General features: G+C 73.9%; 15 protein-coding genes. 8 read left to right on the top strand and 7 right to left on the bottom strand.

Going from position 1 to position 15393, the window contains the following annotated elements:
- Window positions 1–782 (top strand): SDR family oxidoreductase (locus NUM_RS36370; RefSeq protein WP_225919077.1); only part of this gene is annotated, 782 nt, incomplete at its 5' end.
- Window positions 783–1135: 353 nt separating this feature from the next.
- On the opposite strand, the gene NUM_RS36375 is transcribed toward NUM_RS36370, so the two are convergent.
- Together NUM_RS36375 and NUM_RS36380 are read right to left on the bottom strand one after the other, a co-directional pair.
- Window positions 1136–2161 carry a 6-phosphofructokinase gene (locus tag NUM_RS36375; protein ID WP_207129487.1) on the bottom strand — a complete coding sequence of 342 codons (1026 nt, stop codon included), beginning with the start codon at window positions 2159–2161 and terminating at the stop codon, window positions 1136–1138.
- A 209-nt stretch (window positions 2162–2370) separates the two neighbouring features.
- On the bottom strand, window positions 2371–3828 hold the full coding sequence (locus NUM_RS36380; protein WP_207129488.1) for an MFS transporter: 1458 nt from the start codon (window positions 3826–3828) through the stop codon (window positions 2371–2373).
- 81 nt (window positions 3829–3909) lie between these two features.
- On the opposite strand from NUM_RS36380, the gene NUM_RS36385 reads away from it, so the two are divergent.
- Window positions 3910–4290, top strand: coding sequence for a winged helix-turn-helix transcriptional regulator (locus NUM_RS36385; protein ID WP_207129489.1), 381 nt, complete (start codon window positions 3910–3912; stop codon window positions 4288–4290).
- Window positions 4291–4461: 171 nt separating this feature from the next.
- On the opposite strand, the gene NUM_RS36390 is transcribed toward NUM_RS36385, so the two are convergent.
- Window positions 4462–5295: an NAD(P)H-binding protein gene (locus NUM_RS36390; RefSeq protein ID WP_207129490.1), complete on the bottom strand. Its 834-nt coding sequence runs from the start codon at window positions 5293–5295 to the stop codon at window positions 4462–4464.
- Between the two features lie 151 nt (window positions 5296–5446).
- On the opposite strand from NUM_RS36390, the gene NUM_RS36395 reads away from it, so the two are divergent.
- On the top strand, window positions 5447–5926 hold the full coding sequence (locus NUM_RS36395; protein WP_207129491.1) for a MarR family transcriptional regulator: 480 nt from the start codon (window positions 5447–5449) through the stop codon (window positions 5924–5926).
- 61 nt (window positions 5927–5987) lie between these two features.
- Complete coding sequence (locus NUM_RS36400) at window positions 5988–6671, top strand: HAD family hydrolase (protein WP_207129492.1); 684 nt, start codon at window positions 5988–5990, stop codon at window positions 6669–6671.
- Window positions 6672–6679: 8 nt separating this feature from the next.
- Here NUM_RS36400 and NUM_RS36405 read toward each other — a convergent pair whose 3' ends face one another.
- Window positions 6680–7684, bottom strand: coding sequence for a DUF418 domain-containing protein (locus tag NUM_RS36405; protein WP_207129493.1), 1005 nt, complete (start codon window positions 7682–7684; stop codon window positions 6680–6682).
- 119 nt (window positions 7685–7803) lie between these two features.
- Here NUM_RS36405 and NUM_RS36410 point away from each other — a divergent pair, with 119 nt between their 5' ends.
- A complete protein-coding gene (locus tag NUM_RS36410) occupies window positions 7804–9168 on the top strand; it encodes a sensor histidine kinase (RefSeq protein WP_225919079.1) in 1365 nt (454 codons plus the stop codon).
- Window positions 9165–9818, top strand: coding sequence for a response regulator (locus NUM_RS36415; protein ID WP_207129494.1), 654 nt, complete (start codon window positions 9165–9167; stop codon window positions 9816–9818). The genes NUM_RS36410 and NUM_RS36415 overlap by 4 nt, the downstream gene beginning before the upstream one ends.
- 85 nt (window positions 9819–9903) lie before the next feature.
- On the opposite strand, the gene NUM_RS36420 is transcribed toward NUM_RS36415, so the two are convergent.
- Window positions 9904–10350, bottom strand: coding sequence for a hypothetical protein (locus tag NUM_RS36420; protein ID WP_051802013.1), 447 nt, complete (start codon window positions 10348–10350; stop codon window positions 9904–9906).
- A 240-nt stretch (window positions 10351–10590) separates the two neighbouring features.
- On the opposite strand from NUM_RS36420, the gene NUM_RS36425 reads away from it, so the two are divergent.
- Both NUM_RS36425 and NUM_RS36430 read left to right on the top strand, forming a co-directional pair.
- Window positions 10591–12792 (top strand): alpha-galactosidase, encoded by a 2202-nt coding sequence (locus NUM_RS36425; RefSeq protein WP_207129495.1) that lies wholly within the window; start codon window positions 10591–10593, stop codon window positions 12790–12792.
- Window positions 12793–12941: 149 nt separating this feature from the next.
- Entirely contained in the window at window positions 12942–13928 is a 987-nt protein-coding gene (locus NUM_RS36430; RefSeq protein WP_207129496.1) for an aldo/keto reductase, read from the top strand.
- A 68-nt stretch (window positions 13929–13996) separates the two neighbouring features.
- Here NUM_RS36430 and NUM_RS36435 read toward each other — a convergent pair whose 3' ends face one another.
- Window positions 13997–14653 (bottom strand): tetratricopeptide repeat protein, encoded by a 657-nt coding sequence (locus tag NUM_RS36435; protein ID WP_207129497.1) that lies wholly within the window; start codon window positions 14651–14653, stop codon window positions 13997–13999.
- Window positions 14654–14728: 75 nt separating this feature from the next.
- Window positions 14729–15382: a response regulator transcription factor gene (locus NUM_RS36440; RefSeq protein WP_207129498.1), complete on the bottom strand. Its 654-nt coding sequence runs from the start codon at window positions 15380–15382 to the stop codon at window positions 14729–14731.
- Window positions 15383–15393: the final 11 nt, after the last annotated feature.

The raw sequence follows: 15393 nt of genomic DNA on the forward strand, positions 1-15393 counted from the left end.
CCCTGGTGGATCTCGGTATCGCCGGCCGGGTCGCGCTGGTCTCCGGCGCGACCAGCGGGCTCGGCCTGGCCGTCGCGACCGCACTGGCCGCCGAGGGCGCCCGGGTCGCGATCTGCGGCCGGAACGAGCAGCGCCTCGCCGCCGCCGCCGACCAGGTGGCCGCGGCCCACCCGGTCGGTGGCGACGGGTCGGTCCGGGCCGACCGGGTCGACCTGCGCGACCAGGACGCGGTACGCGGCTGGATCGACGCGGTGGCAACCGATCTCGGCGAACCGGGCATCGTGGTGAGCAACGCCGGCGGCCCACCCGCCGGCCCGGTGACCGCGTTCGGCCTGGACGCCTACCGGGACGCCGTCGAGCTGTGCCTGCTCGCCCACATCGGCTTCGTGCAGGCGACGCTGCCCCGGTTGCGAGCGGCCGGCTGGGGCCGGATCCTGCTCGTCGCCTCCGAGACGATCCGGGCGCCCCGCCCGCAATACGGCCTGTCCAACACGGTGCGGCCCGGCCTCGCCGGCTACGCGAAGTCGCTGGTACCGGAGATCGGCCCGGACGGCGTCACCATCAACGTGCTCGCCCCCGGCTACCACCGCACCCCGGCGCTGACCAGCCAGTTCGCCGACCCCGACGCGGGCCTTGCCGACATCGCCGCCACCATCCCGGTCGGCCGGCTCGGCGCCCCGGCCGACTTCGCGGCCACCGCCGCCTTCCTCGCCAGCACCCACGCAGGCTTCATCACCGGCAGCACCATCCTGGTAGACGGCGGCGCCACCCCTTCCCTCTGACCCGCCACCCGCCAACGACCCTCAACCGACCACCCGAACCGGCCCGGCGTCCACCCGAACCGGCCCCGACGCTCCGAAGCGGCCAGGCGGTGTCCGGCCCGATCACCGTTCCCCGACGTTCCGAGGCGGCCAGGGGGTGTCCGGCCCGATCACCGTTCCCCGACGTTCCGAGGCGTGCCAGGCGGTGTCAGGATCTCGTCTCTGGTCTCCCGGCGGGGGATGGTCAAGGGGGCGAAGGCCCCCTTGACGGGGAGGGGTGTGGGGAGGGGCGAAGCCCCCTCCCCACGTTCCCCCACAAGGGGTTGAAGAGCGAACAGAGGTGGCCTTCACACCACCACCCCGCAAGCACGACGTCACAGCAGAGCGGACAACTCCGCACACGTCTCACCCGGAACCGTCTTCAGCCGAGCCACCGCATCCACCAACGGCACCAGCTCGATCTGGGTACCGCGCAGCGCGGACATCGTCCCGTACTTCCCGTTGCGGATCGCCTCCACGGCCCGCCCGCCGAGCCGCGACGCCAGCACCCGGTCGTACGCGGTGGGCGTGCCGCCGCGCTGCAGGTGTCCGAGCACGGTGGTGGTGACCTCGCGGTCGAGCCGGCGGCCGATCTCGGCCTGCAGCTGCCGCGCGATGCCGGCGAACCGGCGGTGCCCGAACTGGTCGATGTACCCCTCGTCGAACGGCATGGTGCCCGGCGCCGGCGTGGCGCCCTCGGCGGCGACCACGACGGCGAAGTTGTCGCCGTCGTCGAACCGGCGGCGCAGCCCCGCGCACACCTGCTCGATGTCGAACGGCGTCTCCGGCGTGAGTACCTGGTGGGCGCCGGCGGCGAGCGCCGAGTGCAGCGCGATCCAGCCGGTGTGCCGGCCCATCACCTCGACCACCATGACCCGCTGGTGCGACTCGGCGGTGGTGTGCAGCCGGTCGATGGCGTCGGTGGCGATCTCCACCGCGGTGTCGAAGCCGAACGTGACGTCGGTGCAGTCGATGTCGTTGTCGATCGTCTTCGGTACCCCGACGACCGGGATGTCGTGCGACGACAGCCAGTGCGCGGCCTGCAGGGTGCCCTCGCCGCCGACCGGGATCAGCGCGTCGATGCCGTTCGACGCGAGTACGGAGCGGATCGTGTCGATGCTGGCCCGCAGCGTGTCCGGGTTGACCCGGGACGAGCCGAGGATGGTGCCGCCGCGGGCGAGGATGCCGCGTACCCGTGCGGGGTCGAGTTCGACCCGGTGGTCCTCCAGCACGCCGCGCCAGCCGTCCCGGAAGCCGGTGACCTGCCAGCCGTGGTCGCGCACCGCGCGCAGCACCACCGCACGGATCACCGCGTTGAGGCCGGGGCAGTCGCCACCGCCGGTCAAGATACCGATACGCACCTGGTCGTCCCTTCGTCCGTCGCGGCTGCCGGCGGTCACCGACAGATGCCAGGACGGCACGGCGCTGTACCGGTCTCGTTCGCGAACCAGGGTAAGGGCTGGCCAGCCGGTGCTCGCAGTGTGCCTGCACACGTCCCACGGCCCGTCGGACGAACGCCGAGCGGGTCCGGCGCCGACCGGACGAACCGCGCGCCGGCCGGCGTCGGCGCTCAAGATCTTCCGGTACGCACCGGCTCGGCCCGGTCCGCCGGCACCGGCCGCGGCGCGTCGTCGGTACGGCGGAGCACGGTGACCGCGAGCGCGAGTGCGGCCAGTACGAGCCCGCCGGCGACCACGAACGCCACCCGGTACCCGGCGGTCTGCGCCACCGCCGCACCAACGCCGGTGGCGGTCAGGTGCCGGGTGTGCGCCGCCGCGACCGTGGACAGTACGGCGAGGCCGAGCGCGCCGGCGACCTGCTGCACGGTGTTGAACAACCCGGACACCACGCCCGAATCGCTCGGATCGGCGCCGGACATGGCCAGCCCGGTCAGGGCCGGCATCGCGGTGGCGAACCCGGCGCCGAGCACGACCAGCGCCGGCAGCAGCGCCGGGTACCCGTCGTGGCTGGGCAGCCGGGTGAGGATCGCGAAGCCGACCGCGATGGTGACCAGGCCGGCGGCAAGCACCCGGACCGGGCCGAACCGGGCGACGAGGCGGGCCGAGACGCCCAGCGAGACCACCGCGATCGTCAGCGAGGTGGGCAGCAGCGCGAGCCCGGTGTGCAGCGGGTCGTAGCCGAGCACCTCGCGCAGGTAGAGCGCGATCAGGAACTGGAACCCGAACATCCCGGCGATCGCCAGCAGCAGCGTCGCGTTGCCGCCGGCGACGGACCGTACCGCGAAGATCCGCAGCGGCAGCAGCGGCGTCGCCGCCCGGGCCTGCCGCAGCACGAACCCGGCGAGCAGCGCCCCGGCGGCGACGCCGGTAGCCAGCGTGTACGCCCAGGGCTGGTCGGTGGACCGGACGATGGTGTACACGCCGAGCATCAGCCCGGCGGTCACCAGCGCCGCGCCGGCCGCGTCGGCGCCGGCCCGCATTCCGAGGCCGCGTTCGGCCGGCAGCACCCGGGCGGCGAGGGCCGCGGCGGCCAGCCCGATCGGCACGTTGACCAGGAAGATCCAGTGCCAGCCGACGGTCTGGGTGAGCACGCCGCCGGCGATGATGCCGATCGACGCGCCGCCGGAGCCGACGAACGTGAACGCGCCGATCGCGCGGGCCCGCTCCCGCGGCTGCTCGTACAGCGTGACCAGCATGCCGAGCACCACCGCCGAGGCGAGCGCGCCACCGGCGCCCTGCACGAACCGGGCGGCGATCAGCATCGCCTGGTCCACCGCGGCGGCGCACAGCGCGGACGCGGCGACGAACGCGACCAGCCCGGTCACGAAGACCCGCTTGCGGCCGATCAGGTCGCCGAGCCGGCCGGCCAGTGGCAGCAGCCCGCCGAACCCGATCAGGTACGCGTTCATCACCCAGGCGAGGTTGCCCGGGGCGAAGCCGAGCGCGTCCCGGATCGTGGGCAGTGCGACGTTCACGATGGTGCCGTCCAGGATGACCATCAGCTGCCCGGCGCACAGCACCACGAGCGCGAGCAGCCGGCCGCGGGATACGGATGGGGACGTGGACATCGGCTTGCCTCCCAATGGTGCACGACTTGTTACAGAGGCCATCGTGTGTGACCATCGGGTCGTGCGGAAGGAGGCACATCCATGTCACGGAGTACCAGCGATGTACCAGGCCAGGTCGTGGACTGTCCGACCTGCACGGTGCGTGAGGTACTAGACAGGGTCGGCGGCAAGTGGAGCATCGGCGTGCTGGTCGAGGCGGTCCGCGGGCCGGTGCGGTTCACCGAGCTGGAGCGCACCATCACCGGCATCAGCCGCCGGATGCTCACCCTGACGCTGCGCAACCTGGAGCGCGACGGGCTGCTCACCCGCACCGTGCACCCCACCGTGCCGCCGAAGGTCGAGTACGCGGCGACGCCGATGGCGCTGGAGCTGCACGACGCGCTGTTCACCCTGACCAGCTGGGCCGAGCGGCACCGGGACGACATCGCCACCGCCCGCAGCGCGTACGACGCCAGCCACTGAGCCGGTCGCCCGGCCCGCGCGCCGAAACGGCGCGGACCGGACGGCGCGGGCGAACCGTCCGGCGGCGGATGGGACGGTGTGGGGCAGCGGCGGCCGATCCGTCCGGCGGCGGGCGGGGCGGTGTGGGTCAGCGGCGGGCGAACCGTTCGGCGGCGGGCGGGACGGCGCCGGTCAGCGGCGGGCGAACAGGGCCGTGTGGTCGGCGGCCCACTGCCGGAACGTCCGGGCGGGGCGGCCGAGGACCGTCGCGACGTCGTCGGTGACCGGGTGCGGCGTGTGGTCGTAGCGGGCGTACCGGGCCATCAGCGCGGTGACGAACTCGGCCGGCAGGCCGCGGGCCACCATCGCGGCGTGCGCGTCCTCCGGTGACAGCGCGGCGTACTCCAGCGGGCGGTCGAGCACCTCGCCGAGCTGGTCCAGCGTCTCCTTGAGCGACAACGACTCCGGCCCGGTGAGTACCAGCCGGCGGTGGGACAGGTCGGGGTCGACGAGCGCCCGGACCGCCACCTCGGCGAGGTCGCGGTCGTCCAGGTGGGCCTCCTGGAACGTCGGGTACCCGTACCGCACCACGTCGCCGACCTGCAGCTGCGGCCCCCAGGCCAGCCGGGTGTTGTCGGCGAACGTGCAGGCCCGCAGGCTCACCCAGGGCACGCCGCTGCCGACCGCGGCGGCCTCGGCCTCCCGGTTCCGGTCGCCCTGGAACCGGGACGGCTGGTACGCGGGGTCGTCGTCGACGTTGATCGCCGACAGGGCGACGATCCGCCGCGCCCCGGCCTCGACCGCGCGGGCAACCTCCGCCGCCGCGGCGTCCCGCACCGCGCGCCCGTTGACGAACAGCGCCGTCGCCCCCTGGTACGCGGCCGGGCCGGGTGCGGCGACCTCGACGCCGGGCGGCATCGTCGCGTTCCGGTCGCGCGTCACCGCACGCACCGGGTTTCCTTGTGCGGCAAGGGCTTCGACCACCTGCCGGCCGATCAGCCCGGTCGCCCCGGTCACCACGATCATGTCAACCTCCGGCTTTCGCATGTGATACGAGAACCATAGCATCTACTTTGGTACTCGTAATATATGAGTCTCGTAGTTCACGGTCGATCGCCACCGGGCGGGCGGGTCCGTACAATCCCTGGGCCGGAGGAACACGGATGTCGAGGGGCGGATGAGCACAGCAGCAGCGGGCGGCGGTCGGCGCCGGCTCGCCGGCACCATCAGGACCCGGCTGCGCGCGCTGAGCAGCCAGCTCGGCATGCTCAGCCAGGCCGTCGGTGGCCGGCTCGAGCTGCGGGCCGTCGACCTGGAATGCCTGGACCTCATCGACCGGTACGCGCCGCTGACCCCGACGGCGCTCGCCCGGCACGCCGGGGTACACCCCGCGACGCTGACCGGCATCCTCAACCGGCTGGAGAGTGCCGGGTGGATCACCCGGGACCGCGACCCGGTCGACCGCCGCGCCGTCGTGCTGACCCCGGTACGCGAGCGCAACGCCGAGATCCTCCGGCTGTACGGGCCGATGAACCGGTCGCTCGACCAGATCCTCGCCCGGTACACGCCGGAGCAGCTGGAACTGCTGGCCGACTTCCTCGACCGCGCCACCCGGGCCGCCACCGACGCCGCCGACACCGTCGCCGAGAAGGGGTAGCCGGTACCGTCCCCCGGTCGGCGGTGGGGCGGGTCGCGGCACGGCCGCCTATCATCCGGTGGTGCCAGTACCGGTGATCTTCGACCTGTTCAACACGCTGCTGCACGGCGCCGACGAGGGCCGGGACCAGGTCGTGCGGGAGATGGCCACGGTGCTCGGGGTCGCGCCGGGCGCGCTGGTCGAGGCGTACCACGACAGCTGGCGGGACCGGCAGGTGCGGTGGAGCCTGACCGAGGCGGTGCGCGTCCTTGCTCGCGGGCTCGGCGCCGACCCGACCGACGCGCAGGTCACGGCCGCCGCCGAACTGCGCCGGTCGTTCGCCGGCCGGGTGCTGAACGCCGTCCCCGCGCCGACCCTGGCCGTGCTCGACCGGCTCCGGGCCGACGGCCGGCAGCTCGCGCTGATCAGCAACGCCACCGCCGAGACGGCCGAGGCCTGGCCGGACAGCCCGCTGGCCGAACGGTTCGACACCGCCGTGTTCTCCTGCGCGGTCCGGCTGGTCAAGCCGGACCCGGCGATCTACCGGCTCGCCGCCGAACGGCTCGGGACGGATCCGGCCGACTGCGTCTTCGTCGGCGACGGCGCGGACGGCGAACTGGCCGGCGCCGCCGGCGTCGGCATGACCGTGCTGCGCACCACCCAGTACGCCGACAGCGACCCGGCCTGGCCCGGCCCGGCGCTGGCGCACCTCGGCGAGCTACCCGACCTGCTGCGCGACGAGCGGTCGCTCGCCGGCGACCGCTGAACCACCCGTCACCGGCGGAGCGGAGTGCGGCGGGCCCAGGTCGCCCAGCGCCAGAGCCACTCCAGCGGGCCCTGCCGGTACCGGCGCAGCCACAGCGTGCCGAACACCCACTGCGCGGCGAGAATCGGGCCGGCGATCGCCAGTACCGTCCCGGACGACCAGTTCTCCGGGCGGCCGCCCAGCAGCGGCGCGACCAGCCGGACCAGCACGGTGGCGGTCAGGTAGTTGGTCAGCGCCAGCCGGCCCAGCGGGGTGAACAGCACCCGCAGCGCCGGTGCCAGCGGTGTGCCGAGCAACGCCAGCAGGCCGCAGCAGTAGGCGCCGGCGGTGAGCAGCCCGGCGAGCGCGAAGGCGCGCGGCCCGCCGTTCGTCAGCTGCACGTACAGCACCGGTGCGGTGGCCACCGCGAACGCGGGCAGCAGCAGCCACGGCGCGAGCCGGGCCCGGTCCAGCCGGTCCACCACGCCGTACCGGGTGAGCGCCGCACCGACCAGGAACAGCCCCGGGATCAGCGAGAAGAACCCGGTACCGACGACCAGCCCGGCGGCGAGCACCGGCACCGCCAGCGCCGCCGTCAGCCAGCGCGGCGCGAACGACAGCGGCAGCAGTACGGCCAGCCCGACGACCGCGTAGACGGCGAGGATGTCGCCCTGCCAGAGCAGCAGGTGGTGCGCCAGCCCGACGGCGAGCAGCACCAGCAGCCGGCGCAGCAGTACGACCCGGGGCCGGGCGACGCGCTGCCCGGCCGAGCGCAGCAGCAGCGCGAACCCGATCCCGAACAGCAGCGAGAAGATCGGGAAGAACCGCTGGTCGAACAGCAGGCCGGGCCACTGCGCCGAGGTACCGGTGTCGTCCAGCACCCGCGCGCCGGCGTTGGCGATCGGCTGCACGTTGACGACGAGGATCCCGCATAGGGCGAACCCGCGCAGCACGTCGAGCGCCGAGATCCGGCCCGGCGGCGCGGCCGGCGCGGTCGCCGTGCGTTCGGGTACGGAGCGTGATTCGGTAGCCATGCCGGCCATCGTCGGCGGGGAACCCCGCGAGCCACATCGGTCCGAAGCACGGCCGGCGCGGGCGCGCGTCGTACTTCTGACCGGTTCGGCCGGCCGGCCGGCTGCGTACCGTGATCGGCGTGGCGGAACGGACGGGGGCCGGTGCACTGCGGTGGGCGGGCCGGGTCGCGCTGGCCGGGCTGCTCGCCGCCGGGCTCGGCGTGCAGGCGGTGGCGATCGGCACCAGCTGGGGCGGCGGGTACTGGATCTTCGACGTCGCGGTCGGCGCGGTGGCCGGCGCGGCCGCGGTGTGCCGGCACCGCAACCGTACGGTCACCGCCGCGGTCGGGCTCGCCGTGGCGGCGCTGGCGGTACCGGTGGCGCTGGTGGCCGGGCTGCCCCGGGAGCCGAGCCCGACGTTGGCGCTGGCGCTCGCGGTCCTGGTCGCCGCCGCGGTACGGGCGCTGCCGCCGCGCCGCGCGACCGCCGTGGCGGCGTGCGGACTCGTCCTGGCCGCGGGCAGCTGGTCGGCCGCGCTGCTCGTCGCCCCGGGTGGTACGAACCTGGTCCTGCTGGACGCCGTCGGGGTCCTCGCCGCGGTCGCCGGCGGGCTGCTGCTGCGGCTGCTCGACCTGCGCCGCCGTGCCGCCGCCGAACAGGTACGCCGGGACGAGCGGCTGGCGCTGGCCCGCGAGCTGCACGACGTGGTCGCGCACCACGTCACCGGCATCGTCCTGCAGACCCAGGCGGCCCGCCTGCTGACCGGCCGCCCCGGGCCCGATCTGTCCAGCAGCGCCCGGCCCGGTCTGGCCAGCGGCGCCGGGTCCGGTCCGGCCAGCGGCGCTGGGCCCGGTCTTGCCAGCGGCGCCGGGGCCGGTCTGGGCGGCGGCGCCGGTACCGGTCTTGCCAGCGGCGCTGGGCCCGGGCCGGCCGGCGGAGACGGGACCGGGCTGAACAGTGCGGACGGCGTCGGGCTGGCCAGCGGCGACGGGGCGCGGCTGGACGAGGCGCTGGCCCGGATCGAGAGCGCCGGCGCCGACGCGCTCGCCGCGATGCGCCGGGTGCTCGGCCTGCTGCGCGACGGTACGGGGGAGACCGACCCGATGCCGGTCGGCGCGGCGCAACTGCGCGAGCTGGCGGACCGGTTCGCCGCGCACGGACCGCCGGTGCGGCTGGTACTGCCGGACCCCGAACCGGCCTGGCCGGTGGAGGTGGCCAGCACCGTGTACCGGCTGGTACAGGAGGCGTTGACGAACGTGGCGCGGCACGCGGCGCAGCCCACCGAGGTGGTGGCGACGGTGACCGACGCCGGGCCGTACCTGACGGTCACGGTGACCGACGATGGCGCCGCGGTGCGGGCCCGGCGCCGGCCCGGCGGGTACGGGCTGCTCGGCATGCGGGAGCGGATCGAGGCGCTGGGCGGCACCCTGCAGGCGGGCCCGCGGCCGGACGCCGGCTGGTCGGTCGTCGCCACCCTGCCGGTACCGGTGGGTGAGTCGCGGTGAGCATCCGGGTGCTGCTGGCCGACGACCAGGCGCTGGTGCGCGGCGGGCTGCGGCTGATCCTGGACGCGCAGCCGGACATCGCCGTCGTCGCGGAGGCGGCCGACGGCGTCGAGGCGATCGAGGCGGCCCGCCGGCTGCGCCCGGACGTGTGCCTGGTCGACGTGCGGATGCCGCGGCTGGACGGCATCGAGGTGACCCGCGCGCTGGCCGGCCCCGGGGTGCCGGAGCCGCTGAAGGTGGTGGTGGTGACCACGTTCGACCTGGACGAGTACGTGTACGGAGCGCTGCGCGGCGGCGCGGTCGGCTTCGTGCTCAAGGACGCCGGCCCGGTGCTGCTCGCCGAGGCGGTACGGGCGGCGCACCGCGGGGACGCGCTGGTGTCACCGTCGATCACGCTGCGGCTGCTGCAACGGCTCGCGCCGGCGACGCGTGGCACCGATCGGCCCGGCCGGCCGCTGTCCGACCGGGAGCTCGAGGTGGTCCGCGCGATCGCCCGGGGCCGGACGAACCGGGAGGTGGCGGCGGAGCTGTTCATCTCGCTGAGCACGGTGAAGAGCCACGTGTCCGGCATCCAGACCAAGCTCGGGCTGCGCAACCGGGTGGAGATCGCCGCGTGGGCCTGGGAGCACGGCCACGTCGACCCGTCCTGATCCGGCCGGGAGACACCGGCCGCGACCCGTGCCGATCCGGGACCGAGCCGGGACGTACCCCCGGCCCGGCCCCGGATCTCCCCGGTCAGCCGCAGTGCGACCAGCCGCTGGTCCAGGTCAGCAGGGCGTACGTGTCGCCGCTGACGTGGTAGGTCGCGTCGCCGCCCCACTTGATGCAGGTGCCCGCCGCCGACCGGCGGACCGGGCCGGCGTAGGAGTTGTAGTACGACTCGTCGGAGGTCTGGGTGGAGCCCTCCGGCTGCACCCACGCGCCGGTGATCGTGCCGAAGCTGGTGAGCTGGTACTTCTCGGTCACCACGCAGTCGGTGGATCCGTTGTAGGACAGGTAGATCACCGCGACGGTGCTGCCGTTGTGCGACAGCGTGTGCGAGTCGATGTTGTGGTAGTTGTCGCCGCACAACGCGCTGGCCGAGACGGCGAGCGCCGGAGACGGAGCCACCAGGGCGCCGAGGCCGACCGCTGCCACCGCCGCCGCGCCGCCGACGGCGAGCTTGCGGAGCGTCTTGTTCATGATTACCCCTCACTGTGTTCCGGTGTCGTCCGTTGAATGATTCGACACGGTGTATCGATTGGTTTCGATCCGCTCGTGTCGTCAGCACCACAGTGACTGGTTTCTCGCACAGATCACGGCGTGTCGATCCTTGGCGGGTCGGCTGACCGGTCGGAACGCCGCGAGGTCGTACCCCACGGCCGGTTGCGGGTGTTGAAAAGTGGGGCAGGATGTGCGGAGACGTTCGATCAAGGAGTGTGCATGGCTGTACGGACGACGCGAGTCGGCGATGACCGGGCTGGCGGAAACAGTGTCGGCATCGACCACGACGACGAGGCGCGGGTGTGGCTGCTGCGCACCCCCGGCACCGCCTACGCGGTGGCCTGCCCGCCCGAGGTCACGGTGCACCGCCAGCAGCTGCCCGACGTGCTGCTGCACGTGTACTGGGGTGCCCCGGTGACGCTCGCCGACGCGGTACAGATCGCCGCGGTGCAGCGGTCCCGGTGGAGCCGGCGCGGGTTCGAGTCGCCGCTGGACGGCGCCGAGGAGTACCCGGTGGCCGGCGGACTGCGGTTCGCCCGCCCGGCGCTCGCCGCCCGGTTCGCCGGCGACGTCCGGTCGGTGGAGTGGCGGCTGACCGGCAGCAGCGCCACCCACGACGCCGGGGTGCACGAGCTGACGCTGGAGTTCACCGACGCGTACTTCCCGCTCACCGTCGCGGTGCACTACCGGATCCAGGCCGGTACCGACGTGATCGAACGGTGGGTGACCGCGACCAACACCGGCAGCGCGGTGATCGAGCTGGACCGGATCGACTCGGCCGCCTGGACGCTGCCCGAGTGGGACTCCTACCGGCTGTCGCACCTGATCGGGCGGTGGAGCGCGGAAACGCAGCTGCGCCGGCAGGAGCTGACCGAGGGCACGTTCACCATCGGCAGCCGGCGCGGCATCACCAGCCACCACGCGAACCCGTGGTTCGCGCTGGACGACGGTACCGCCACCGAGCAGACCGGGTCCGTCTACAGTGGAGCGTTGGCCTGGTCCGGCTCGTGGGAGTTCGCCGCGCAGCGGCTCGGCCAGGGCGGCATGCAGGTGCTGGGTGGCCTGGGGCACACCGACTTCGGCCCGTACCGGCTCGCGGCCGGCGAGTCGCTGGACACCCCGACGTTCGCCGGACTGTACACATCGGACGGTTTCGGTGCGGCCAGCCGCGGCTGGCACGACTACACCATGCGGCACGTGCTGGCGAACGCGGACGCCAACCGACCGGTGCTGTACAACTCCTGGGAGGCAACGGGTTTCGACGTCAACGAGCAGAACCAGCTGGCACTGGCGGCGAAGGCGGCCCGGATCGGCTGCGAGCTGTTCGTGATGGACGACGGCTGGTTCGGCGCGCGCACCAGCGCCGAGGCCGGCCTCGGCGACTGGCGGGTCAACCCGGACCGGTTCCCGAACGGGCTGACGCCGCTGATCGACGAGGTGCGCCGGCTCGGCATGGACTTCGGCATCTGGGTCGAGCCGGAGATGGTCAACCCCGACTCCGACCTCTACCGCGAGCACCCGGACTGGGTCTACCACTTCCCCGAGCGAACCCGGCACCAGATGCGCAACCAGCTGGTGCTCAACCTGGCCCGGCCGGACGTCGCCGAGTGGATGTTCACCCAGCTGGACACCCTGTTGTCGGACAACGACATCCGGTTCGTCAAGTGGGACATGAACCGGGTCTTCACCGAGCCCGGCTGGCCGTCCAACGCGGACAATCCGGCCCGGCTGTGGACCGACCACGTGCACAACCTCTACCGCGTGTTCGACCGGCTGCGTGCCGCGCACCCGGACGTGGCGTTCGAGTCCTGCTCCGGTGGCGGCGGCCGGATCGACCTGGGCATCCTCGCCCGTACCGACCAGGTGTGGACCTCCGACAACACCGACGGGCCGGACCGGCTGATCATCCAGCACGGGTACAGCCAGCTCTACCCGGCCCGCGCGATGTCGTGCTGGGTGACCGACGTGCCGAACTTCCTCGACCCGCGCACCGTGCCGCTGCGGTACCGGTTCCACGTCGCGATGGCCGGCGTGCTCGGCGTCGGCGGCGACCTGTCCGAGTGGTCCGACGCCGAGCTGGACGAGGCGGCGGAGCTGATCACGCAGTACAAGAAGGTTCGCTCGATCGTCCAACATGGACGGTTGTACCGGCTGCGGCCGCCGTCCGACGGGCTGTCCGCGGTGCAGTACGTGACCGCCGACCGGGCGCAGGCGGTGGTGCTGGCGTTCCTCGGCGCGCAGCGGTTCGGCCAGCGGCCACCGGTGCTGCGGCTGGCCGGCCTGGACCCGGCGGCGCGGTACCGGGCCAACGGCTTCGACGTCGAGTTCACCGGGGCGGCGCTGCACACCTACGGGCTGCCGGTGCGGCTGCAGGGCGACTACGACTCCGTGCTGGTGCACCTGACCCGGATCGACGACTGACCGGCGGCCGTCGAGCTTGACCTGGACCGCGGTCCAGCATCCAGACTTCCTTCTCGGGCCTGGCAGTCGTCCTGCCCGGCCGTTCGTGGCGGCGCCGCGTCACCGGCGCGGCGCCGCCCGCGCATCACGACAGCGAGAGGGAACACGTGATGAAGTACCGCACCATCGGGACGGCCCCGGCCACTCGCCGCGAGGTCAGTGTGCTCAGCCTCGGCGCGATGCTGATGGGCACCCAGACCGACGAAGAGACCTCGTTCGCGATCCTCGACCGGTACGTCGAGGCCGGCGGCACGTTCATCGACACCTCGGACAACTACGCGTTCTGGATCAACGGCACGCAGGGCGGCGAGAGCGAGGCGCTGCTCGGCCGGTGGCGGCGCAGCCGCGGCATCGGCAGCGAGATCGTCATCGCCACCAAGCTCGGCGCCCGGCCGCTGGCCGCCGGCACGCACTACCTGGAGAACGGGGAAGGGCTGTCCGCGCGGGTGATCCGGGAGTCGTCCGCCGCCAGCGCCGAACGCCTCGGCGTCGACCGGATCGACCTGCTGTACGCGCACATCGAGGACCGGGCGACCCCGATCGAGGAGACCGTCGAGGGCTTCGGGGAGCTCGTGAAGAACGGCTCCGTCGGCCTGCTCGGCGCCAGCAACCACTGGTCCTGGCGGGTGGAACGGGCCCGGAACCTGGCCGCCGGCCGCGGGCTGGCCGGCTACGAGGTGCTCCAGTACCGGCACAGTTACCTGCGCCCGCGCACCGACCCACCGCACCAGCTGTCTTCGCACGGCCAGATCGGTACGGCCGGGGCGGACCTGCTCGCCTACGCCGACGAGAACCCGGAACTGGCGCTGGTGGCGTACACGCCGCTGCTGTCCGGCGGCTACACCCGCACCGACAAGCCGTTCGCGGCCGAGTTCGACCATCCCGGCACGCCGCGCCGGCTGGAGGTGCTGCGGCAGGTCGCGGCCGAGACCGGCGGCACCGTCAACCAGGTGGTACTGGCCTGGTTGATCGGCGGCCAGCCGGCGGTGATTCCGCTGGTCGGCGCGTCGTCGGTGGCCCAGCTCGACGAGAGCCTCGCCGCCGTCGATCTCGAACTCACCGACGACCAGCGCGCCCGCCTCGACACCGCGGCCTGACGGCTGGCGGTGTTCCGGCCGCGCGACCCGTCGCTGCCACGACGGGTCGCGCGGCCCGCGGCTCGGCCTCAGCCCAGGTTGGTACGGGCCTGGGCGAGGTGGGCGGCGATGCCGTGCGCGCCGGCGGCGGCGCACAGCCGGTCGCCCTCGTCGAGCAGGGCCGTCGCGTCCGCGCGCCGGCCCTCGGCGTGCGCGAGGTACGCCAGCCCGACCAGGTTGGCCGCCACCCCGGCGTCGAAGTGCAGCTCGCGGCGCAGCCGCGTGGACCGCTCCAGCAGCTCGCGCGCCTCGGTCAGGTTCCCCTCCTGGTGCGCGGCGATGCCGAGGTGACGCAGCAGGTACGACAGGGTCAGCCGGTCGCCGGCGGCCTCGGCGAGCTCGGTGCCGCGCTCGAACAGCGGTACCGCGGTCGCGTCGTCGCCGCGCACCACCTGGTGCACGCAGCCGATCCAGAACAGCGCCTCGGCCTCGCCGCGCGTGTCACCCGACGCCTGGTAGCCGGCGAGCGCCCGCTCGAACAGCGGCAGTTCCCGCGGGTCCTCGCCCGGGTCGGTGTCCCGCCGGGCCAGGTACCGCGCGTGCAGCAGCCGGCCGCGGGTCAGTGCCGCGTCCGCGTCGAGCGCGTCGAGTCCGCGCTCGGCGGCCCCCAGCCCGCCGGCGTCCCCCGCGAACACCGCCCGCTGGTACGCGTCGTCCGCCGCCGTCAACCGCTCGTCCGTCCCCATCGCCCCATCCTGCCCTCCCCGGGTCCACGACGCGCCGCCGCACCTCGCTGCCGACGGCGACTCGGCGGATCGTGGTCAGGCGCCGGGGGTGATGAAGCCCGACTCGTACGCGAAGATCACGGCCTGGGTGCGATCGCGGGCGGCGAGCTTGGCGAGCACGTTGCCGACGTGCGTCTTGACCGTCTCGACGCCGAGGTAGAGCTCGGTGGCGATCTCGGCGTTGGACAGCCCGCGCGCCATCAGCCGCAGTACCTCGCCCTCCCGCCCGGTCAGCTTCGCGGCGGCCAGCCGGTCGCCGCCGTCGGTGTGTGCCGACCGCCCCGCGAGGCTACGGATCGCGGCCGGGAACAGCAGCGAGTCGCCGCGCGCGACGGTGCGTACCGCCTGCACGATCTCGTCCGGCCGGGCCCGCTTGAGCAGGAAGCCGGCCGCGCCGGCACGCAGCGCCTCGTACACGTAGTCGTCGTTCTCGAACGTGGTGACGACCAGGATGCGGGGCGGGTCGTCGAACCGGTCGACCAGCGACCGGGTGGCCTGGATGCCGTCCACGTCGGGCATCCGGACGTCCATCAGCACCACGTCCGGACGCGTCGAGCGGACCAGCGGCAGCACCTCGGCGCCGTCGGACGCCTCGCCGACCACGGTCAGGTCCGGTTCGGCGCCGAGCACCGCGGCCAGCCCGGCCCGTACCAGCGCCTCGTCGTCGGCGAGCAGGATCCGCACCGTCATGCCGTTCTCCC

Source organism: Actinocatenispora comari (genome assembly GCF_017312725.1).
Classification (GTDB): Bacteria; Actinomycetota; Actinomycetes; order Mycobacteriales; family Micromonosporaceae; genus Actinocatenispora; species Actinocatenispora comari.